Source organism: Actinospica robiniae DSM 44927 (genome assembly GCF_000504285.1).
GTDB lineage: Bacteria > Actinomycetota > Actinomycetes > Streptomycetales > Catenulisporaceae > Actinospica > Actinospica robiniae.
In genome coordinates, this window is the sequence record NZ_KI632511.1 from 6876132 (window position 1) to 6896393 (window position 20262).

A 20262-nucleotide genomic window follows, 5' to 3' on the forward strand; every position below is an offset into this window, starting at 1 on the left:
CCGGGTCAGGGGGTCGGCACCGTGAAGGTCGTGACCTCCGAGGCCGGCGGAGCGGTGATCGTGGTGGGCTGGTTCCAAGTGAACGTCATCACGCCCTTGGAGCCGGCGTCGAGCTTGATCGGCAGTGCCGGGCCGTTGAGCGGGAAGTAGACCGTCGCGGTGCCGTCCGTCTTGTCCACGTCCTTGTACAGCGCGACCGGCGTGCCGTTCAGGGTGCTGGTGCTGAGGTAGGTGTACTTCTCGTCGGCGTTGTCGATCATCTGCTTGGACATGGAGTCGAAGGACACGTCGCCCAGGCCCGAGGTCATGTCCGCGCCGGTGGAGCTCTTCGACGAGATCCACTTGTTCTCGTACTTCGTGAAGTAGGAGTCGGCGACCCCGCCGCCCGCGCTCTGCTCCATCATCTTGATGTAGCCGGCGGTGAACTGGAGGTAGGTCACCCCGTCCACCGAGATGATCGGCATGCTCATGCCCTGGACCTCGACGGTGCCCTGGACACTGCCGTCCTTGTTGAGCTGCATGTCCATGGAGGTGGCCTGGCCGCTGTCGGTCATGGTGCCCTTCATGTGCAGGGCGGTGGCCGCGTCGAGGGCGGTCTTGATCTTGGCGGTCAGCTGGGCCTGGGTGAGCTTCGCGTTGGTCGAGCCGTCGCTGTCCGCCGCGGCGCCCGCGGTGGTCACGACGCGCGAGGTCGACTTCGCGGAGGAGGCACAGGAGGTGAGGGCGAGCGCGCAGGGCAGCAGTGCGGCGGCGATGACGGTACGGCGCATGGGATTCTCCCCGAATTTATCAGCACCCGCATTCCGGGCGATGCTGCGTCACGCTAGCAGCCCCGGTACTCCTGTGCACTTTGATATGCGCCTGTGACCTCGCCGTTTCCTCGGCGCATGGACTGTGGACCGGACTTCGCGGCGTGCTCACTTCTTGGCCGCCTCGACCGCGCCGAGCTCCTCGACCACCGGGAACCCGGCGCAGAGCTCGTGCACCCGTGCGTGCGGCACGGCGCGGGAGAACAGGAAGCCCTGACCGCGGTCCGCGCCGAGGGTGCGCAGTATCCGTGCCTGCTCGACGGTCTCGACGCCTTCCGCGGTCACCGTCATCCGGCAGGCGTGCGCCAGCGTGATCAGGCTCGCGATGATGGCCTCGGCCGAGTCGTGGCCCTGCACGCTCGGGCGGGTGAGGGCCCGGACGAAGGAATAGTCGATCTTCAGTGTGCCCGCGGGCAGGCGGTGCAGGTAGGCCAGGTTCGAGTACCCGGTGCCGAAATCGTCGATGGCGATGCGCACGCCCAGATCCGTGAGCGATCGCAGCGTCTCCAGCGCCGGGCGGCCGCTCTCGCCCGGGCTCATCGCCGCGGTCTCGGTGATCTCCAGCTGCAGCAGCTCCGGCGGAAGCCCGGCCGCCGCGAGCGCTTCGGCCACGTCGTCGCACAGCGTCGGCTCGTGCACCTGACGCACCGCCACGTTCACCGCGACCGAGAGCCGGCGCCCGTCCGGTCCGGCGGCCAGGTGGCCGCGTCCGCCACCGCGCGGCGCAGCACCCAGCGGCCCAGCGCGACGATCACGCCCGTCTCCTCGGCCAGCGAGACGAACTCGCCCGGCCCGAGCAGCCCGCGCACCGGGTGGTTCCAGCGGACCAGCGCCTCCATCGCGTAGGTGCGGCCGTCGGCCAGATCCACGATCGGCTGGTACTCGAGGAACAGCTCGCCGTGTTCCAGCGCGGTCGGCAGCGCCTGCGAGAGCGCGTACCGGGCCACCTCGCGTTCGTTGCGCTCCTGGTCGAACAGCGCCCAGCGCGCTTTGCCGTCGTACTTCGCCCAGTACAAGGTGATGTCCGCGGCGCGCAGCAGCTCGATCGGCTTGGCGCCGGCGGCCGGACGCTCGACCAGGCCCATGCTCGCCGTCACCGAGAGCTTGCGCCCGTCGAGCTCGATCGGGTCGGCGAGCGCCGCCAGAGCCGACTTCGCCACGTCGGTCACGCAGGCGGAGCTCATCGAGCCCGGCACCACGATGACGAACTCGTCCCCGCCCATCCGCGCCACCAGGTGCTTCGGGTCGGTGGCGTCGCTCAGCCGCCGCGCCACCTCCGCCAGCAGCCGGTCCCCGGCCTCGTGGCCGAGCGTGTCGTTGATCCCCTTGAAGCCGTCGAGGTCGAGGAAGCACAGGCCGATCCGCTCGTCCGGACCCGCGTGCTCGAGCAGTTCGCCGAGGCGTTCGAGCAGCATGGTGCGGTTGGGCAGGTCGGTGAGCGAGTCGTGGGTGGCCTGGTAGAGCAGCCGCTGGTTCATTCGGCGCTGCTCGGTGATGTCCTCGAACATCATGATCAGCAGTTCCACCGAGCCGTTGCCGGCCCGGACCGTGCTGGCCTGCATCCGGGTCCAGGTGACCACGGTGCCGTCGTCCGCGCTGAACCGCTTCTCCGCGCTGTAGTGCGCGCGCCGGCCCGCCAGCAGATCCTTGACGGCGACGCAGAACTCGGGTGTGTCGTCGGTATCGCGGAACTCGTCGATGCTCCGCCCGCGCACGGTCGAGGCCTCCTGCCCGACTATCCGGGCCAGCCGCTCGTTGACCTCCAGCACCCGGCCCTCGCCGTCCACGACGCCGATCCCCAGCGCCGCGTTGCGGAACACCGCGCGGAAACGCCCTTCACCGGTGCGGTGGGCGCTGAGCACGGCCTGCCGGATCTGTTCCTGCTCGGCCCGGGTCCGCTCCCGCAGCGCGTTCGCATAGCCCATGGAGAGGCCGGAGTAGAGCGCGGTGCGCCCCTCCCGGCCGACTTCGCGCGGCAGCACGCCGTCGAGCACGGTGATGCTGGTGGCCATCGCCTCAGGCTGCGTGTAATCGTTCTCTACCAGCGTCCGCCCGGCCTCCGCGCCGAGTTCCCGCAGCGCCTGCGGCCCGTCGGCCGCGAGGAGGCGTTCGGCGAAGTCCTGCAGCAGTTCGCGCGAGCGCGCCGCGTTCCCCGGCACACCGCCTATCTCGGCCAGGGTCTTGAACCAGGCCGCGGCCACCCGCTGCGCGGCGCCGGTCACGGCGTCCCGCCCGCATCCCGCGTCACGACGCATGCTCCGGGCGCCCAGGGAATCGCCGGCTGAGCACGCCGCGCGGAGCGCGCAACGGAGTGTCGGCGCATCCTGCTCCCCTTCACTGTTCGGCGACGCTCACGTGCGTGATCCCACAGACCTGGTCTCGCGCGTCACACCCGACCCTGAGTGGACGCGCAGGCACTGCGGGCACGTTCGTACGTGCTGTCATGATAGGGCGACGGGGGTATTGCGCGTCCACCACTGACGGTGGATGTTGACCGGATCCGTACCTGTGCATGTCCCCTCACCGCGGCCGACCGCGGCCGCCCCGGCGCGGACTCGACCCGAGTCCGGCGGAGCGATCACCGGCGCCGCGGGGGCAGGCTAGCATTTTGCGGCTATGCGCCAAGTAATCTCTTGGCGATGTAAAGCAAACCTTCCGTCAAATCGGCGGCGGCCGGGAAGTTCTCCCGGTCCATGAGGTACTGCGCCACCAGGCCCGTCATCAGCACGCTGTAGAAGCTGCCGACCGACTGCGCCAGCTGCCCGTCCCGCTCCGGGTCGAGGCCCTGCAGCCCCCGGGCGAACTCCATCCGGCCGTACTGCACCGCGCCGGCCATGAAGCGGCCGAGGGCCTCGTTGTTCATGCCCTCGATGCCCATCTCCATGTTCAGCCGCAGCAGGGGCTTGCGATCCGGGAACGAGGCCAGGATCTCCTCGAAGAACCGGCTGAACTGCTCGAGGGAGCCGGTGGGCGGCTGGTCGGGGGCGTCCTCGTCGTCATCCTCGACCCACTCCTCCATGGCCGCCATGAACGCCTGCTCGAGCAGCGATTCCTTCGACCCGTAGTGGTAGCCGATGGCCGCCAGGCTCACCCCGGCCGCGTCCGCGATGTCGCGCGCGGTGGTCTTGGCGTAGCCCTTCTCCAGCAGGCAGCGCTTGGCGCCGTCCAGCAGAGCCTCACGATTTCCCATGTCAGCGAGCATACCCCAGCCTCGTACGGATGTCTTGCACAACTGTTCTAGACAGATGTGCAAGACATCTGTACAGTTTCATCCATGACGATCAATCAGGTAGGCGAAGGCGCGGCCCCGCGGGCGGGCCGCCGGGAGTGGATCGCGCTCGCCGTGCTCCTGCTCCCCTTGCTGCTGGTCTCGATGGACACCTCCGTGCTGCTCTACGCAGTGCCCTTCATCACCAGGCAGCTGCATCCGAGCAGCACCCAGCAGCTGTGGATGTACGACGTGTACGGGTTCGTGCTCGCCGGCCTGCTGATCACCATGGGCGCGGTGGGGGACCGGATCGGCCGTCGCAGGCTGCTGCTGATCGGCGCGTTCTTCTTCAGCGTCGCCTCGCTCGGCGCGGCCTACGCGGGCAACGCCGGCGAGCTGATCGCGGCCCGGGCGGTGCAGGGCGTCGCCGGCGCCACGCTCATGCCCTCCACCCTCGCGCTCATCCGCAACCTCTTCCACGACGAAGGCCAGCGCAGGAAGGCCATCGGAGTGTGGACCGGCGGCATGATGGGCGGGATCATGCTGGGCCCGGTGATCAGCGGAGTCCTGCTCGACCACTTCTTCTGGGGCTCGGTCTTCCTGATCAACCTGCCGTTCATGGTGATGCTGCTCGCCCTCGGCCCCGTCCTGCTCCCGGAGTACCGCTCGCCGCAGACCGGCCGGTTCGACCTGCTCGGCGCGGTGCTCTCGTTCGGCGCGGTGCTGCCGGCCATCTTCGGAGTCTCCGAGATCGCGGAGAACGGCACGGATCCGATACGCCTCGCCGCGGTAGCCGTGGGCCTGGTGATGGGCGCGCTCTTCCTGCTCAGGCAGCGCAAGGCCGCGCACCCGATGCTCGAGCTGCGGCTGTTCCGCAGCCGCGGCTACAGCGGCGCGCTCTCGACCAACCTGCTGGGAACCTTCGCGCTGCTGGGCAACGCCATATTCCTGACGCAGTTTCTGCAGTCCGTGCTGGGGATGAGTCCGCTCACGGCCGCGCTGTGGTCGCTGGTGCCCTCGCTCGGGGTGGGCGCGGTGATCGGCCTATGCGGAGCGCTGGTCAAGGTGTTCGACCGCGCCTTCATCATCGCGGGCTGCTTCTTCGTGATGCTCGGCGGATACTGCGTGCAGGCGACGCTGCTGCGGGCCGACTCGCACATGTGGGTGCTGATGATAGGCGCGGCCCTGCTCGCCTGCGGCGCGGTGGGAGTGATGACGATCGGCAACGAGCTGCTGATGAGCGCGATCCCCCCGGAGCGGGCCGGCTCGGCCGGCGCGGTGAACGAGACCGTCGGCGAACTCGGCGGGGCGCTGGGCATGGCCGTGCTCGGCAGCATCGGCGCCGCCGTCTACCGCCACCACATACCCGCCGGCGTGCCCGTCGGCGCCCGCTCGACCCTGGGCGGCGCCGTGGCCGTGGCCGCCAACCAGCCATCCGCCTCCGCGGCCGCGCAACTGCTGAAGTCAGCCCGCGTCGCCTTCACCGACAGCCTCAACAGCGTCTCCGTGGTCGGCGCCGTCCTCATGGGCCTGGCCGCGCTGCTGACGGCCATAATCCTGCGCGGCGTCACCCTGGCGGACACGGCGGCGCCGGCCGAGGCCCAGGGCCGCACGAACGCCGTCGCCGACACCGCCACTCCGGTGGCCCAGCCGCAAAGCTGAGCGGAAGCGCCGACCTGAACGCGCGGGTATCGTCGCGGACAGGTCGATGCCGACGGATTCGCTCCACGCCGGTCGCCGAAGTCGGCGAGCCGCGAGGAGACGGCCGACCGGAGTCCGCCGCCCGCGGCGAGCGCCCGGGCGGCCGCTTCCTCGCCGGGAGCGGGCCGCGGTCGGGTGAGAGGTCTGCGATGAGGATCCGAGACGAGTTCCCCTACGGAGTCATCCGCGACGACGTGCGGATCCCGCTCGGGGACGGCACCCGGCTCTACGCGCGGATCTGGCGCCCGGTCACCGACCAGCCGGTCCCGGCCCTGCTCGAGTACCTGCCCTACCGCCTCACCGACTGGACTGCCGAACGCGATGAGCAACGCCATCCCTGGTACGCCGGGCACGGCTACGTCTCGGTCCGGGTGGATCTGCGCGGGTCCGGCAACTCCGACGGGACGATGACGGACGAGTACTCCGAGCAGGAGATCCTCGACGGCGTCGCGGTGGTCGAATGGCTGGCCCGGCAGCCTTGGTGCAACGGCCGGGTGGGCATGTTCGGGATTTCCTGGGGCGGCTTCAACGCGCTGCAGGTGGCCGCGCGGGCGCCGGAGGCGCTCAAGGCGATCGTGACGGTGTGCTCCACCGACGACCGCTACGACAACGACGTCCACTACGCGGGAGGCGCGGTCCTCGCGGTGGACATGCATGCCTGGTCCGCCGCCATGCTCGCGTTCACCGCCCGGCCGCCGGATCCGCAGTACGTCGGGCCGGGCTGGCGCGAGCAGTGGCTGGCGCGGCTGTCCGGGACGCTGCCCTTCATCCACACCTGGCTGTCCCACCCGCTGCGCGACGACTACTGGCGGCACGGCAGCGTCTGCGAGGACTACGGCGCCATCAAAGCCGCGGTGCTCGCGGTCGGCGGCTGGCAGGACCCGTACCGCGATACCGTCCTGCGCCTCGTCGAGCAGCTCGACGAGTTCGACACCCCGGTCCGCGGGCTGATCGGGCCCTGGGCGCATCAGTACCCGGATCGCGAGACCCCGCCGGGGCCGGCCATCGGCTTCCTGCAGGAGACGCTGCGCTGGTGGGACCAGTGGCTGCGGGGCGATGAGACCGGCGTGCTCGCCGAACCGCTGCTGCGCAGCTGGATCTGCGAGTCGGTGCGGCCGGCCACCACGCATCCCGAGCTGCCCGGCCGCTGGGTCGGCGACGAATCCTGGCCGTCCAAGCAGATCATCCCGGCGGAGATCGCGTTCGCCCAGCCGCAGCAGTCGGCGGAGGCGTGGCTGCTGCCGGTCTCCTCGCCGCAGCAGACCGGCATCGACGCGGGCCGCTTCTTCCCGATCGGCAACTGCGGCGACCTGCCGCCCGACCAGCGCGAGGAGGACGGCCGCTCGGTCTGCTTCGACACCGCGCCGCTGGTCGGCCGGGTGGAGATCCTCGGCCGTCCGCGGATCCGGCTGCGGCTACGCTGCGAAGCCGACAACGCCCACGTCATCGCACGGCTGTGCGATGTGGCCGAGGACGGTTCCTCCACCCTCGTCACCCGCGGCGTGCTCAACCTCGCCAGCCGCGCCGGACGCGACCGCGCGGCGCCGTGGATCCCCGGCCACACCGAAGACGTAGAACTCGAACTCAACGCCGCCGGCTATGCCTTCCCGCCCGGCCACCGCATCCGCGTCGCCCTGTCCTCGGCCTACTGGCCGTGGATCTGGCCGGACGGACAGGGCGCCGGCTACGAGGTCGAAGCCGCTCACAGCGCCCTGATCCTCCCCGTCCGCGACCAGATCCCCGACGTGGGCAAGAAGAAGATCGTGTTCGCCGAGCCGGAGCAGGCCCGACCGCTCGGCGTCGAAGTCATCGAGGGCCGGCGCAACCGCCCGGAGCGCATGCTGATGCGCGACGTGGCGGCGGGCACCTGGATGCTCGACATCGACCCCGCCTACGGCGCCACCCCCTCCCGCCGCTACCCCGACGGGCTGCTCTACACCGAGATCGCCCGCGACCGGTATTGGATCACCCACGACGATCCCCTCTCCGCGCGCGCCCGCTCCGACTGGAGCATCCGCTTCCAACGGGATGAGAAGAAGACGGCCAGGGAGACGATGACGGCGTCGAGGGAGGCGACGGAGGCGAAGTGGGACGCCCGGGTGGTGACCCGTTCCGAGACCAGCTGCACCAGCACGTCGTTCCACGTCGAGAACGTCGTGCGCTGCTACGAAGCCGACGAGCTGATCTACGAGCGCACGTGGATCGAGGAGATCCCGCGCTCATGGTCCGTAAGGCGCGACGGCTCGCTGGACTGAAGAACACGCTGGACTGAGAACGCGCGGGACTGAAGAAAACGGCACGCAGCCGGGGCCGGGGAAATCATCGGAGCGGGCTGCGCCGGGACGGTGAAGGTGTCATCGGCCGGGACTAACAAAGTCATCGCGCCGAGCCATGGGGACCGCAGCGAGCCGGCAACAGGCGGCTTCGGCAATGAGGGGCGGCAACCGCGAGCCCGGCCACCGGCAGTTTCGGCAGTGAGCGGCGGCAACCGCGAGCCCGGCCACCGGCAGTTTCGGCAGTGAGCGGCGGCAACTCCGCCGACGGTGCGTAGTCGCGCAGTGACCGCCACGAGGCCGCCGGGAGGTTGGACACCATTGTCCGCGGCGGCCTTGTGGCTCTGTAACTTTCCCGCGCTCTCGATCCGGGCCCGAACGGTGGCTCCCTCGGATGCGCGGTGTTCGCCGGCCGGGCTTCGGCGGCACCGACTTCTGATCGGCGCTCTGCCTGCCACATTCCGGGACGGCCCGTGGCACGATCCGTGCCTCGTATGCCTGGTGCTCGGTGCCCTGCTTCTCGATGGTGAGGGCGCCTTCTCAGCGGCGTCTTGCTCGCTCTGCCTGTGACGTGGGCGTCATCCTTGTCGCCACCGTCGTTCGCCGCTTCGTGCTGTAGATCTGTTCGATCCCCGCTGTGCTTTGCCGTGCCTTGCTGTGCGCCTTGCTGTTTCTCGCCGCGCCGCTTCTTCGCTTCGCCGCTCGCCCTGCTTACGGTCGCCTTGCGTCACCGCACTCAGCTCGGCTCCGTGAGCTTGCTTCCGCGACTTTCGCGAAATCCCGCGACTCCCCGCTCTCGCGTTGGCGTCGTGGCGATCGTCGCGCCGTCACGACCTTCCCGTTGCTCAGGAGGAGCGCTGGACGGCTTCGGACAGGCGTGCCGCGGCGTCCAGGACGGCTTCGGCGTGCAGTTTGCCGGGGTAACGGCTCAGACGCTCGACCGGGCCGGAGATGGAGACGGCGGCGATGACGCGGTTGTTCGGGCCGCGGACGGGGGCGGAGACGGAGGCGACGCCCATCTCGCGCTCGGCGACGGACTGGGCCCAGCCCCGCCTGCGCACACCGGCCAGGGTGGTGGCGGTGAAGCGCGCGCCCTGCAGGCCGCGGTGCAGCCGGTCCGGCTCCTCCCAGGCCAGCAGCACCTGCGCACCGGAGCCGGCGGCCATGGGCAGGGCCACGCCGACCGGGACGGTGTCGCGCAGGCCGGTCAGGCGCTCGGCCGCGGCCACGCACACGCGCATCTCGCCCTGACGGCGGTAGAGCTGCGCGGATTCGCCGGAGACGTCCCGGAGGTTGGCCAGCACGGGGCCGGCGGCGGCCAGCAGGCGGTCCTCGCCCGCCGCGACGGCGAGTTCGGAGAGCCTGGGGCCGAGCACGAAGCGCCCTTGTATGTCTCGCGAGACGAGACGGTGGTGTTCCAGGGCCACGGCCAACCGGTGTGCGGTCGGCCGGGCCAGGCCGGTGGCAGAAACCAAGCTCGCCAAGGTGGCGGGGCCTGCCTCTAGTGCGGAAAGGACGGCGGCGGCCTTGTCGAGCACGCCGACGCCACTGGATGCGGTGTCCATGGGCCGATACTGCCATCTCATTGCCTGAGACACAAGTGCATTGCCCAGTGAGACGGTGCCAGGCTGGCGGTACCCGGATCCACAACCTGGCGCCGATCCGCCTCCCGGTACTGGATCACATCCCGAAGTGGCAACGAACCACGAACTGGAGAAATCCCCGATGACAGCCACACACGCAGCGCCGGTGCAGCCGCTGACGCTGGCCGAGAAGATCTGGGAGGCGCACGTCGTGCGCCGCGCCGCGGGCGAGCCCGATCTGCTCTACATCGACATGCATTTCATCCACGAGGTCACCAGCGCCCAGGCCTTCGACGGGCTGCGCCAGGCCGCCCGTCCGGTGCGCCGGCCGGACCTGACCATCGCCACCGAGGACCACAACACCCCGACGCTCGAGATCGACAAGCCGATCGCGGACCCGGTCTCGCGCACGCAGATCGAGACGCTGCGCCGCAACTGCGCCGAGTTCGGCGTCCGGCTGCACTCGCTCGGCGACGCGAACCAGGGCGTGGTGCACGTGATCGGCCCGCAGCTGGGGCTGACCCAGCCGGGCATGACGATCGTCTGCGGCGACTCGCACACCTCCACCCACGGCGCGTTCGGCGCGATGGCCTTCGGCATCGGCACCAGCGAGGTCGAGCACGTGCTGGCCACCCAGACGCTGCCGCTCAAGCCTTTCAAGACCATGTCGGTCAACGTCACCGGCTCGCTGTCCGCGGGCGTGACCGCCAAGGACGTCATCCTGGCGGTGATCGCCAAGATCGGCACCGGCGGCGGTCAGGGCTACGTCATCGAATACCGTGGCGAGGCCATCCGGGAGCTCTCCATGGAGGGCCGGATGACCGTGTGCAACATGTCGATCGAGGCCGGCGCGCGGGCCGGGCTGATCGCGCCCGACGACACTACGTACGCTTATCTCAAGGATCGTGCCCACGCACCGCAGGGTTCGGACTGGGACGACGCGGTGGCCTACTGGTCCACGCTGCGCACCGACGAGGGCGCTGCCTTCGATGCCGAGATCACCATCGACGCGGACTCGCTCACCCCGTTCGTCACCTGGGGCACCAACCCCGGACAGGGCGCCCCGCTGGGCGATCGCGTGCCGGACCCGGCCGCGATCGAGGACGGCGGCAAGCGCGCCGAGGTCGAGCGCGCGCTGGAGTACATGGGCCTGACCCCGGGTGTGCCGCTGCGCGAGATCAGTGTGGACACCGTCTTCCTGGGCTCCTGCACCAACGGCCGGCTGGAGGACCTGCGCGCCGCGGCCGAGGTTCTCAAGGGCCGCAAGGTCGCCGAGGGCGTGCGCATGCTGGTGGTGCCCGGCTCGGCGCGGGTGCGCCTGGAGGCCGAGGCCGAGGGCCTGGACACGGTCTTCAAGGAGGCCGGCGCGGAATGGCGCTTCGCCGGCTGCTCGATGTGCCTGGGCATGAACCCGGACCAGCTGGCTCCGGGTGAGCGTTCGGCCTCGACCTCGAACCGCAATTTCGAGGGACGGCAGGGCAAGGGCGGCCGCACGCACCTGGTCTCCCCGCTCGTCGCCGCCGCCACCGCCGTGGCCGGCACCCTGGCCGCTCCGTCCGATCTGCTGGAGGTCTGAGTTCCATGGAGAAGTTCGTCAGCCACACCGGCACGGCGGCCCCGCTGCGCCGCTCCAACGTGGACACCGACCAGATCATCCCCGCGGTCTACCTCAAGCGGGTCACCCGCAGCGGTTTCGAGGACGGGCTGTTCGCGGCCTGGCGCACCGACCCCGAGTTCATCCTGAACCGGCCGGAGCGGGCCGGGGCGAGCGTGCTGATCGCAGGCCCCGACTTCGGTACCGGCTCCTCCCGCGAGCACGCGGTGTGGGCGCTGCAGAACTACGGCTTCAAGGCCGTGATCTCGGCGCGCTTCGCCGACATCTTCCGCGGCAACTCGCTCAAGGGCGGGCTGCTGACGGTGGTGCTGCCGCAGGAGACGGTGGAGCGGCTGTGGGCGGCCACCGAGGCCGACCCGGCCGTCGAGGTCACCGTGGACCTCGACGCGCGCGAGGTGCGCTGCGGGGATCTGGTGGCCCCGTTCGAGATCGACGACTACACCCGCTGGCGGCTGATGGAAGGGCTGGACGACATCGGTCTGACCCTGCGCAACGTCGAAGCGGTGGACGAGTTCGAGACGCGCCGCCCGTCCTTCAAGCCGGTGACGCAGCCCGCATAACCCTCGCGGCGTCCTCCTGACCCGCGACACCCCCGCGCGACCCGAACGCGCCGGATCGGCCCCGCAACACGCCGATTCGGCGCGTTCGTTCTGCTGGAGCACAATGGAGCCATGGGCACGGCGGCGCACGACGACTCCGAGTCCTTCGACGACGAGGAATTGGCCGAGCTCTCCGGCTACGCGCGCCTGGCCCAGCGCCTGAAAGAGGCGCACGAAGCCTTGCGTGGCATGGATTTGGAAGTGCCCGAACGCGCCGATTTCGTCCGGCGCCTGCTCGTCATCACGGCCGCCTCCCGGCATGATCGCGCCGACGCGCTCGCCCGGCTTGACCGCTTCCTTGACGCACTGGTATTGCGACACAAGGGTGATGAGTAGCCTTTGGTGTTTGATTCGGGCGATTCAGGGGCCTACGGTGCGGAAAGGAAATCCTCCGCAGTGTGGCGCAAACGGTGCGCCGCACCAACCCCCGAGGGGCGCATCGTGAACAAGGCTCAGCTGATCGACGCCGTCGCCATGAAGCTGGACATCTCCCGTCGGTCGGCAGGCGACACCGTCGACGCCGTCCTCGAAGGCATCACCGGCGCCATCATCTCCGGTGACAAGGTGTCGCTGACCGGCTTCGGCACCTTCGAGACCACCCGTCGTGCCGCCCGGACCGCGCGCAACCCGCGCACCGGCGAGGCGGTGGACGTGCCGGCCGCGACGGTGCCGAAGTTCCGTCCCGGCCAGGCTCTCAAGGACGAGGTGAACGCCACCGGCGGGCGGCGGCGCGGGGCCGCGAAGAAGACGGCGGCGAAGAAGTCCGCGGCCAAGAAGGCCACCGCCAAGAAGGCCACGCCGACCATGGCGGCGAAGAAGACGGCGGCGAAGAAGGCCACCGCCACCGCCACCAAGGCCGCGGCGAAGAAGACCACCGCCACGGCGAAGAAGGCCCCGGCCAAGAAGGTCACCGCGAAGGCCACCGCGCGCCCGATGACGAAGAAGACGGCGGCGAAGGCCCCGGCGAACAAGACGGCCGCGAAGAAGACCGCGGCGAAGAAGTCGCCGGCCAAGAAGGCCACCGCGAAGAAGGCCACCGCCCGCAAGCGTTAGTGGCTTGAGCACCGCGACGAAGCAGTACACGCGTACGTCCCCTCGACCGCCAGGCGCCGGCGGCCGCGGGGACGTCGCGTTTTCCAGGGCAGTTCCGGCCGCGCAGCGGGCGCGGGCGGGCTCAGTCGGGCAGGGGCAGGGTGGCCAGCGTCAGGGCCGTGATCCGGCCCTGCCCGTCGGCGCGCAGGGCGACGCGCTGGCCGATCCGGGCCAGCCGCAGGCCGCCGGCGTCGAAGGCCGCGGCGTCGTAGGGCAGCTCGGTGCCGTCGTCGAGCAGCACGGTGCCGCCCCTGGTCTCCGGATCGAAGCTCCTGACCGTTCCCTGCATCAGTCCTAGGCCAATCTCGTGCGCGGTATGGGCCCCCACGCCCAACCTTAACGCCGCTTCGAGGTCCGCGAGCGTGTCCACGTCCTGGCGCAGCGACGGGCCCGCTGCCAGCCATGGAGCGGCGCCGCTCTCGGCGTGACGGGCGCGCGAGTCCGGGCCGAAGCGCGGATCCAGGACGCCGTCGAGGGAACCGAGCAGCAAGGTCGTGCCGCTGCCCGCGGCGTCGGGGACGAAGCTGCGTCCCGGATTCACGGCCGCGTGCGCGAGCGCCTCGGCCAGTTCGGCCGGCCGCAGCGCCGGAAGGTCGCCGGTGAGTGCTCCCACCCGCAGGTCGGGGCGTTGATGCCGGGATCGCCCGGCCCCGTAGGCGATCGCCGCGTTCAGCCGCTGGGCGGCCGAGAGCACTTCGTCGGCGGCCGGTTCCACCGCGATGCGCGCACCGAGGGCGGAAAGCCGCTGCGCGGCCGCGGTATCGGCGGTGACCACCAGGACCTGGGCGACCTGCGGCGTCGCCAGGGCCGCGGTGACGCAGTCGTGCACGAAGGCCAGCGCGAGCCGGCGCCGCCGCTCCGGCGGGACGGGCTCGAGCCGGGTCTTGGCCGCGGACAGGCGCTTGACCGGAATCACCAGGGACCACACCCGACCATGATTACATTCGCGACGTGAGCCACGTCGCGTCCGAGCGACGCGCCTTGGCATGACCCCGGCCCACACGGGAGACTAGGCTGGAAGTTCGCAAGAGTTCGTCGACCCACGTCGCGCCGCTACGGCCGACCGGAAGGACCCCCAAGTGGCCCGCCGCAATCCGCGCCCCGGTTTCGCGTTCCTGTTCATCGCCGCGATCGTCCGGCCGATCATGGCGGTCCTGTGCAAGCGGGACTGGCGCGGCAAGGAGAACCTGCCGGAGACCGGCGGCGCGCTGGTCGTGGCGAACCACTACTCCTTCTTCGACCCGATCTCGGTCGGGCACTTCGTGGTGGCCAACGGCCGCACGCCGCGGTTCACCGCCAAGTCCGGGGTGTTCAAGAACCCGGTGCTCGGCCGGCTGTTCAAGGCGGCCGGCCAGATCCCGGTGCAGCGCGGCTCCCGGGACGCGGTCAAGGCGCTGCTGGCGGCGCAGGACGCGATCAAGCGCGGGGAGACGGTGATCTTCTACCCCGAGGGCACCATGACGAAGGACCCTGAGCTGTGGCCGATGGCCGGGCGCACCGGCGCGGCCCGGATCGCCCTGCGCACCGGCGTGCCGGTGATCCCGGTGGCCCAGTGGGGTGCCCAGGAGGTGTTCGCGCCCTACTCGACCAAGCCGCAGTTCTTCCCCCGCAAGACCCTCAAGGTGGTCGCCGGACCGGCGCTGGACCTGAGCCCGTGGGCCGACCGCAAGCGCGACCGGGCCGCGGAGCAGGAGGTGACCGACTACATCATGGACGAGATCACCAAGCTGCTCGAGGGGCTGCGCGGCGAGACGGCGCCGGCCGTGCGCTTCCAGCCGCCGGGGAACGAGGCCGAGCCGAGCATCGTGCCGGCCGCGCCGGCCGAGGCCGCGGAGGCGAGCGAATGACGCGCGCCGCCGTCTTCGGTCCGGGCAACTGGGGTACCGCGTTCGGCATGGTGCTGGCGGACGCCGGCACCGAGGTGACGCTGTGCGGCCGCCGTCCGGACCTGATCCAGTCGATCAACGTGGACCGGCAGAACCCGGACTACCTGCCCGGGATCATCTTGCCGGACGGGATGAGCGCGACCACCGATCCGGCCGAGGCGCTCGACGGCGCGGGCATCGTGGTGCTCGCGGTGCCGTCGCAGACGCTGCGGGCCAACCTGTCCACCTGGGCCGGGCTGGCCGGGCCGGAGACCGTGTTCGTCTCGCTGATGAAGGGGATCGAGCTGGGCACCTGCATGCGGATGAGCGAGGTCATCGCCGAGTGCAGCGGGGCCGGGCCGGACCGGATCGCGGTGGTCTCCGGACCCAACCTGGCGCACGAGATCGTCCGCCGGATGCCGGCCGGCACGGTGGTGGCCAGCGCCGACCAGTCGACCGCGGAGCGGTTGCAGAAGGCCTGCCACACCCCGTACCTGCGGCCGTACACCAGCACCGACGTGATCGGCTGCGAGCTCGGCGGCGCGGTCAAGAACGTGATCGGCCTGGCCGCCGGGATGGCCGACGGGATGGGCTTCGGCGACAACGCCAAGGGCACCCTGATCACCCGCGGCCTGGCCGAGACCACGCGCCTCGGCGTGGCCGCGGGCGCCGACCCGTACACCTTCGCCGGCCTGGCCGGCCTCGGCGACGTGGTGGCCACCTGCGGTTCCTCGCTCTCGCGCAACCACATGTTCGGCGTGCACCTCGGGCGCGGGCTGAGCGTGGCCGAGACGAGCGAACTGGTGCGCGAGACGGCCGAGGGCGTGAAGTCCTGCCGATCGGTGCTGGAGCTGGCGGAGCGCCACGGAGTGGACATGCCGATCGCGCGCGCCGTGGTCGGTGTGGTCCATGAAGGCCACTCGCCGAAGGAGATGCTCGCGACGCTGATGGCGCGGACCGCGAAGTCCGAGGCCTTGTACTAGGGCGCGTTTGAGAAGTATCGCCGGGGCCGCGACGCCTGCCACGCACGCTCGCTGCGTTGCCGGATCGGTTACAGACGGCCGAGTATGCGCCCGACCCGGCGCCTTGCGAGCGCACGCGTCAGACGCCGTGGCCTGAGCCGACGCTACTTCTCAACACGCCCTAGGCATCCGGGTGCGCGTCGTGTTGGAGCGCCTTGCGGAAGATCCCTGTGCCGATGTGGGATCCGCAGCTCACCGGGTTCTCGAGCCGGCCTCACCGCCACAGGATCGGGCTGAGTAGAGGTCCGCTCGACTGATGAGCATCACTCGCTCGGACTCTGGCGGCCGCCCCAGCTCGACCTAGCCCTTGTTCCCCTATTAGTGTCTTGGGACTATGAGCGACCCGATTGCCGTTCCCGCCCACTCCGCCACCGATGTCAAGGTGCGTGTCGCCGTCGTGTTCGGCGGCCGCTCCAGCGAACACGCCATCTCCTGCGTCACCGCCGGCAGCGTGCTGAAGGTCCTCGATCCGCAGCGCTACGAGGTCGTGCCGGTCGGGATCTCCACCGACGGCCGCTGGGTGCTCGCGGATGGGATCGCCGACCAGCTCGCGATCACCGACGGCGCGCTGCCGCCGCGGCTGGACGAGACCAGCGGCGCGCTGGTGACCATGGCGCCGGACCCGACCGCGCGTGAGCTGACGGTGCACGAGCCGGGCGCGGTGCCCAAGGTCCTCGGCGACGTGGACGTGGTGCTGCCGCTGCTGCACGGGCCGTACGGCGAGGACGGCACGCTGCAGGGGCTGCTCGAGCTCGCCGGGATCCCCTACGTGGGCTCCGGGGTGCTCTCCTCAGCGGTGTCGATGGACAAGGACGTGATGAAGCGCCTGCTGGCGGCCTCGGGGCTGCCGGTCGGGCCGTACGTGTCGCTGCGCGCGGCGCAGTGGGACCAGGACCCGGCGGCGGTGCGCCAGGCGGTCGCAGAGCTCGACTACCCGGTGTTCGTCAAGCCGGCCCGCGGCGGGTCGTCCAACGGCATCTCGAAGGTGCACGGGCCGGAGCAGCTCGGCGCCGCGATCGAGGCGGCGCGGGCGCACGATCCGAAGCTGGTGATCGAGGGCATGCTGCGCGGCCGGGAGATCGAGGTCGGCGTGCTGGCCGGGATCCACGGCGCGCGGCCGGAGGCCTCGCTGCCGGCCGAGATCAAGGTGCACGAGGGCCACGAGTTCTACGACTTCGAGGCCAAGTACCTGGACGGCACCACCGACATCGACCTGCCCGCGCGGCTCACCGAGTCGCAGCTGGCTGAGATCCGCGAGCTGGCGGTGGCGGCGTTCCTCGCGCTCGAGTGCGAAGGGCTGGCCCGGGTGGACTTCTTCCTGCTGGACGAGGGCGGCTTCGTGGTCAACGAGGTGAACACGATGCCCGGGTTCACCCCGACCTCGATGTTCCCGCAGATGTGGGCGGCCACCGGGGTGGCCTACGGCGAACTGGTGGACCGGTTGCTGACCGAGGCGCTGACGCGTCCGGCCGGGTTGCGCTGAGCCGCGTCGACGCGAACAGCGAACAGGCCCGTTCCGGAGTCTCGGAGCGGGCCTGACACGTGAGCGGGGGGCTTCGGCGCTCGCCTTACGCGGGGGCGTCGTCGGCGCCGGGGCGGCCGTCGTTGCGGGTGGTGCCGGCGACGACGGCGGGGGAGAGGTCGGTCGGCGCGTCCATGGTGGGCGCCTGGGTCGCGGCGAGGTTGTAGGACTTCGGCACGAACACCTCGACGTACACGGAGCGGTAGATCGCCACGAAGGCGTAGCCGTCGGAGCCGGGCACGACCAGCCAGGAGACGCCGGCGCTGTAGACGGCCTGGGCGTTGGGGTCGTACTGCTTGGTGCCGGAGGCCAGGACGGCCGGTTCGCCGATGCCGCAGGTGAGCACGATCGGGCTGGAGCCCCAGGCGGCGGTGAGCGGGGAGTCGGGGGAGGTGGTGTCGCGCTTCTGCCCGTCCACGGTGGCGGGCAGGTGGCGCTGCAGGGTCGCGCAGGCGGCCTCGGTCTTCGCGTCGGCCTTCGGCGGGGTGACCGCGACCGCGCTGTCCGCGCTGAGCACCAGCCAGGCCACGGCTCCGGCGACGCTGGCGGCCACCACCGCGGCGGTGGGAAGAAGGACTCTGAGCTTGTTCACCCGAGGTTGACCACCGGGCACGTCAGGGTCCGGGTGATGCCCTCGATGACCTGGATCCGGGCGACGATGAGCCGGCCCAGGTCGTCCATGGTCTCGGCTTCGGTGCGCACGATCACATCATAGGGACCGGTCACGTCCTCAGCGGACAGTACCCCGGGCAGCTCGGTGATCTGGCCGGCCACCGCGGCGGCGCGGCCGACTTCGGTCTGTACGAGGATGTAGGCCTGAACCACGATGGAGCCCTCCATTTGGACTACTACTTATAGTCAATGAGAACTAGGCGACGGCGAAACGTTACCGGCCCGACCCGGGGATGCCGCAAGGGGGTTCCCCTAGTTCCACACCTTTGAGGGTGGTTCGGCGGGGATCCGCGTGATTCGGCGAGGATCCGGGGCGTCATGGGTGGCGTCTACAGTGGTTGCGTGAGCGAGCTTGCGAGCGAACCGATAGGCACTGAGTGTCCGCGAACGCGCCTACCGAGCGCTAGCGAGGTGGTTGCGTGAGCGAGCTTGCGAGCGAACCGATAGGCACTGAGTGCCCGCGAACGCGCCCACCGAGCGCTAGCGAGGTGGTTGCGTGAGCGAGGTAGAGGCGGGGCGGGGTGATTTGACCGGTGACTCCACATTAGGCCAGATCGGTGAATTCGGCCTGATCGACCGAGTGGCGCGGCGGGCGGAGCAGGGTCCGGCGGTAATGCTCGGCCCGGGCGACGACGCGGCGGTGATCGCGGCGGCGGACGGGCGCGTGGTGGCCAGCACCGATCTGCTCGTGGAGGGCCGCCACTTCCGCCGGGACTGGTCCAGCGCGTACCAGATCGGGCGCAAGGCCGCTGCGCAGAACCTGGCCGACATCGCCGCCATGGGCGCGGTCGGCACGGCGCTGCTGGTGGGCCTGGTCGCGCCCGCCGACCTGCCGCTGAGCTGGGCCAGGGACCTGGCCGCGGGGCTCGCGGACGAGGCCGCGCTGGTGGACGCCTCGGTGGCCGGCGGCGACACCGTGCGCGCGGACACGCTCATGCTGGCCGTCACCGCCCTCGGCGACCTGGCCGGACGGCCGCCGGTGCTGCGCTCGGGCGCTCGGCCGGGCGACGTCGTGGCCTTCGCCGGGGAGCTGGGCTGGAGCGCGTGCGGCTTGGAGCTGCTGCGCCGGGAGATCGACGGCCCGAAGCTCGCCTTGGCCCGGCACCGCAGCCCTCAGCCCCCCTACCAGCAAGGTCCGGCGGCCGCTCAGGCGGGCGCGACGGCCATGCTGGACGTGAGTGACGGCCTGCTCGCCGACCTCGGGCACATCGCCGAGGAGAGCGGCGTGGCCGTCGATCTGGACCCCGAGGCCTTCCCGCTGGACCCGCAGCTGCGCGAGACGGCCGCGCAGCTCGGCCTCGACCCGCTCTCCTGGATCCTGACCGGCGGCGAGGACCACGCGCTGGCCGCGACCTTCCCGCCGGAGGCCACGCTCCCGGCTGGGTGGACCGTGGTCGGCCGGGTGCACGAACGTGCCGCCGACGACGCGCCGCTGGTGACGGTGAGTGGCCGAACCTGGGCCGGAGCAGCCGGCTGGGACCACTTCTCGTGACCCGGCCCGGTGCGGGCACCGCCCGACCCAGGGTCCTGACGATCGCGGGCTCGGACTCCGGCGGCGGGGCAGGCATCCAGGCGGATCTGAAGACCGTTCAGGCGCTCGGCGGGCACGGAATGAGCGCGATCATACTTGTCACCGCGCAGAACTCACTGGGCGTCAGCGGATCCTGGCCGCTCCCGCCGGCGGCGATCGAGGCACAGTTCCGCGCGTGCGTCGACGACATCGGCGTGGACGCGATCAAAACCGGCGCGCTCGGCGACGAGCGGACCGTACGGCTCGTCGCGGAGCTGCTGGGCACGGTCGGCGGGCACGTCCCGGTCGTGGTGGATCCGGTCGCGCTCTCCAAGCACGGCGACACCCTGCTGGCCGGCCAGGCGCGCACGGCGCTCTTGGCGGAGCTGCTGCCCCGCACGACGGTCTTCACGCCCAATCTCGACGAAGCCGCCTGGCTGCTCGGCCGGCCTGTGCCCGACCGCGCGGCCATGTGCGAGGCGGCTCGCGACCTGCTCGCCCACGGTCCGCGCTGGATCCTGCTCAAGGGCGGCCACCTCGCTGACGACGCCGCGGCCGACCTGCTCACCGACGGCGAATCCGAGCACTGGTTCGTCGCCGAACGCATCCCCAACCGGCACACGCACGGCACCGGCTGCACGTACGCCAGCTCCGTCGCCACGTTCCTGGGCACCGGAGTACCGGTGCCGGAGGCCGTCCAGCGCGCGAAGGACTACGTCACCGAGGCCATCGCGCTCGGATATCCGCTCGGCGCGGGGATCGGACCGGTCGGGCATCCCGGCGCGCGCTGA

Annotated in this window: 19 protein-coding genes; 11 read left to right on the forward strand and 8 right to left on the reverse strand. The window is 70.9% G+C overall.

Going from position 1 to position 20262, the window contains the following annotated elements:
• Positions 1-5: 5 nt before the first annotated feature.
• From ACTRO_RS29520 to ACTRO_RS29530, 4 genes are all read right to left on the reverse strand, one after another.
• Positions 6-770 (reverse strand): hypothetical protein, encoded by a 765-nt coding sequence (locus ACTRO_RS29520; RefSeq protein WP_034268291.1) that lies wholly within the window; start codon positions 768-770, stop codon positions 6-8.
• A 147-nt stretch (positions 771-917) separates the two neighbouring features.
• The gene (locus ACTRO_RS50495) at positions 918-1448 is read right to left on the reverse strand and encodes an EAL domain-containing protein (protein ID WP_169739964.1); all 531 of its coding nucleotides are present in this window, start codon (positions 1446-1448) and stop codon (positions 918-920) included.
• Positions 1449-1465: 17 nt separating this feature from the next.
• Complete coding sequence (locus ACTRO_RS50500; protein ID WP_084316610.1) at positions 1466-3064, reverse strand: putative bifunctional diguanylate cyclase/phosphodiesterase; 1599 nt, start codon at positions 3062-3064, stop codon at positions 1466-1468.
• Positions 3065-3423: 359 nt separating this feature from the next.
• On the reverse strand, positions 3424-3999 hold the full coding sequence (locus ACTRO_RS29530) for a TetR/AcrR family transcriptional regulator (RefSeq protein ID WP_034277267.1): 576 nt from the start codon (positions 3997-3999) through the stop codon (positions 3424-3426).
• An 84-nt stretch (positions 4000-4083) separates the two neighbouring features.
• Here ACTRO_RS29530 and ACTRO_RS29535 point away from each other — a divergent pair, with 84 nt between their 5' ends.
• Positions 4084-5679: an MFS transporter gene (locus ACTRO_RS29535; RefSeq protein WP_051451579.1), complete on the forward strand. Its 1596-nt coding sequence runs from the start codon at positions 4084-4086 to the stop codon at positions 5677-5679.
• Positions 5680-5867: 188 nt separating this feature from the next.
• Positions 5868-7973 (forward strand): CocE/NonD family hydrolase, encoded by a 2106-nt coding sequence (locus ACTRO_RS29540; protein WP_034268294.1) that lies wholly within the window; start codon positions 5868-5870, stop codon positions 7971-7973.
• Positions 7974-8836: 863 nt separating this feature from the next.
• Here ACTRO_RS29540 and ACTRO_RS29545 read toward each other — a convergent pair.
• The gene (locus tag ACTRO_RS29545; protein ID WP_034268296.1) at positions 8837-9556 is read right to left on the reverse strand and encodes an IclR family transcriptional regulator; all 720 of its coding nucleotides are present in this window, start codon (positions 9554-9556) and stop codon (positions 8837-8839) included.
• Positions 9557-9716: 160 nt separating this feature from the next.
• On the opposite strand from ACTRO_RS29545, the gene leuC reads away from it, so the two are divergent.
• The 4 genes from leuC to ACTRO_RS51135 all read left to right on the forward strand — a co-directional run bounded on the left by leuC (position 9717) and on the right by ACTRO_RS51135 (position 12841).
• Entirely contained in the window at positions 9717-11150 is a 1434-nt protein-coding gene (leuC, locus tag ACTRO_RS29550; RefSeq protein WP_034268298.1) for a 3-isopropylmalate dehydratase large subunit, read from the forward strand.
• Between the two features lie 5 nt (positions 11151-11155).
• Positions 11156-11749 carry a 3-isopropylmalate dehydratase small subunit gene (leuD, locus tag ACTRO_RS29555; RefSeq protein ID WP_034268301.1) on the forward strand — a complete coding sequence of 198 codons (594 nt, stop codon included), beginning with the start codon at positions 11156-11158 and terminating at the stop codon, positions 11747-11749.
• Between the two features lie 111 nt (positions 11750-11860).
• Entirely contained in the window at positions 11861-12124 is a 264-nt protein-coding gene (locus ACTRO_RS29560) for an SCO5555 family protein (RefSeq protein ID WP_051451580.1), read from the forward strand.
• A gap of 105 nt (positions 12125-12229) precedes the next feature.
• Positions 12230-12841, forward strand: coding sequence for an HU family DNA-binding protein (locus tag ACTRO_RS51135; protein WP_034268304.1), 612 nt, complete (start codon positions 12230-12232; stop codon positions 12839-12841).
• 121 nt (positions 12842-12962) lie between these two features.
• Here ACTRO_RS51135 and cofC read toward each other — a convergent pair whose 3' ends face one another.
• Entirely contained in the window at positions 12963-13808 is an 846-nt protein-coding gene (cofC, locus tag ACTRO_RS29570) for a 2-phospho-L-lactate guanylyltransferase (RefSeq protein WP_063628095.1), read from the reverse strand.
• Positions 13809-13959: 151 nt separating this feature from the next.
• On the opposite strand from cofC, the gene ACTRO_RS29575 reads away from it, so the two are divergent.
• The 3 genes from ACTRO_RS29575 to ACTRO_RS29585 all read left to right on the forward strand — a co-directional run bounded on the left by ACTRO_RS29575 (position 13960) and on the right by ACTRO_RS29585 (position 17250).
• Positions 13960-14727, forward strand: a complete 768-nt coding sequence (locus ACTRO_RS29575) for a lysophospholipid acyltransferase family protein (RefSeq protein ID WP_084316613.1) — start codon at positions 13960-13962, stop codon at positions 14725-14727.
• Positions 14724-15728 carry an NAD(P)H-dependent glycerol-3-phosphate dehydrogenase gene (locus ACTRO_RS29580; RefSeq protein ID WP_034268307.1) on the forward strand — a complete coding sequence of 335 codons (1005 nt, stop codon included), beginning with the start codon at positions 14724-14726 and terminating at the stop codon, positions 15726-15728. The genes ACTRO_RS29575 and ACTRO_RS29580 overlap by 4 nt, the downstream gene beginning before the upstream one ends.
• 373 nt (positions 15729-16101) lie before the next feature.
• Complete coding sequence (locus tag ACTRO_RS29585) at positions 16102-17250, forward strand: D-alanine--D-alanine ligase family protein (protein WP_034268309.1); 1149 nt, start codon at positions 16102-16104, stop codon at positions 17248-17250.
• Between the two features lie 85 nt (positions 17251-17335).
• Here the strand turns inward: ACTRO_RS29585 and ACTRO_RS29590 are convergent, their stop codons facing one another.
• Both ACTRO_RS29590 and ACTRO_RS29595 read right to left on the reverse strand, forming a co-directional pair.
• A complete protein-coding gene (locus ACTRO_RS29590) occupies positions 17336-17881 on the reverse strand; it encodes a DUF3515 family protein (RefSeq protein ID WP_051451581.1) in 546 nt (181 codons plus the stop codon).
• Complete coding sequence (locus ACTRO_RS29595; RefSeq protein ID WP_084317185.1) at positions 17878-18114, reverse strand: Lrp/AsnC ligand binding domain-containing protein; 237 nt, start codon at positions 18112-18114, stop codon at positions 17878-17880. The genes ACTRO_RS29590 and ACTRO_RS29595 overlap by 4 nt, the downstream gene beginning before the upstream one ends.
• 343 nt (positions 18115-18457) lie before the next feature.
• Here ACTRO_RS29595 and ACTRO_RS29600 point away from each other — a divergent pair, with 343 nt between their 5' ends.
• Together ACTRO_RS29600 and thiD are read left to right on the forward strand one after the other, a co-directional pair.
• Entirely contained in the window at positions 18458-19453 is a 996-nt protein-coding gene (locus ACTRO_RS29600; RefSeq protein ID WP_245594525.1) for a thiamine-phosphate kinase, read from the forward strand.
• Positions 19450-20262, forward strand: coding sequence for a bifunctional hydroxymethylpyrimidine kinase/phosphomethylpyrimidine kinase (thiD, locus tag ACTRO_RS29605; protein WP_034268317.1), 813 nt, complete (start codon positions 19450-19452; stop codon positions 20260-20262). Before ACTRO_RS29600 ends, thiD begins: the two co-directional genes overlap by 4 nt.

Excerpts from the sequence above, each read along its gene's own strand:
- ACTRO_RS29545 (WP_034268296.1), bottom strand. The coding sequence starts at position 9,556 with ATGGACACCGCATCCAGTGGCGTCGGCGTGCTCGACAAGGCCGCCGCC.
- ACTRO_RS29535 (WP_051451579.1), top strand. The coding sequence starts at position 4,084 with ATGACGATCAATCAGGTAGGCGAAGGCGCGGCCCCGCGGGCGGGCCGC.
- ACTRO_RS29580 (WP_034268307.1), top strand. The coding sequence starts at position 14,724 with ATGACGCGCGCCGCCGTCTTCGGTCCGGGCAACTGGGGTACCGCGTTC.
- ACTRO_RS50500 (WP_084316610.1), bottom strand. The coding sequence starts at position 3,064 with ATGCGTCGTGACGCGGGATGCGGGCGGGACGCCGTGACCGGCGCCGCG.
- ACTRO_RS29585 (WP_034268309.1), top strand. The coding sequence starts at position 16,102 with ATGAGCGACCCGATTGCCGTTCCCGCCCACTCCGCCACCGATGTCAAG.
- leuD (WP_034268301.1), top strand. The coding sequence starts at position 11,156 with ATGGAGAAGTTCGTCAGCCACACCGGCACGGCGGCCCCGCTGCGCCGC.
- leuC (WP_034268298.1), top strand. The coding sequence starts at position 9,717 with ATGACAGCCACACACGCAGCGCCGGTGCAGCCGCTGACGCTGGCCGAG.
- ACTRO_RS29530 (WP_034277267.1), bottom strand. The coding sequence starts at position 3,999 with ATGGGAAATCGTGAGGCTCTGCTGGACGGCGCCAAGCGCTGCCTGCTG.
- ACTRO_RS29520 (WP_034268291.1), bottom strand. The coding sequence starts at position 770 with ATGCGCCGTACCGTCATCGCCGCCGCACTGCTGCCCTGCGCGCTCGCC.
- ACTRO_RS29540 (WP_034268294.1), top strand. The coding sequence starts at position 5,868 with ATGAGGATCCGAGACGAGTTCCCCTACGGAGTCATCCGCGACGACGTG.
- ACTRO_RS29560 (WP_051451580.1), top strand. The coding sequence starts at position 11,861 with ATGGGCACGGCGGCGCACGACGACTCCGAGTCCTTCGACGACGAGGAA.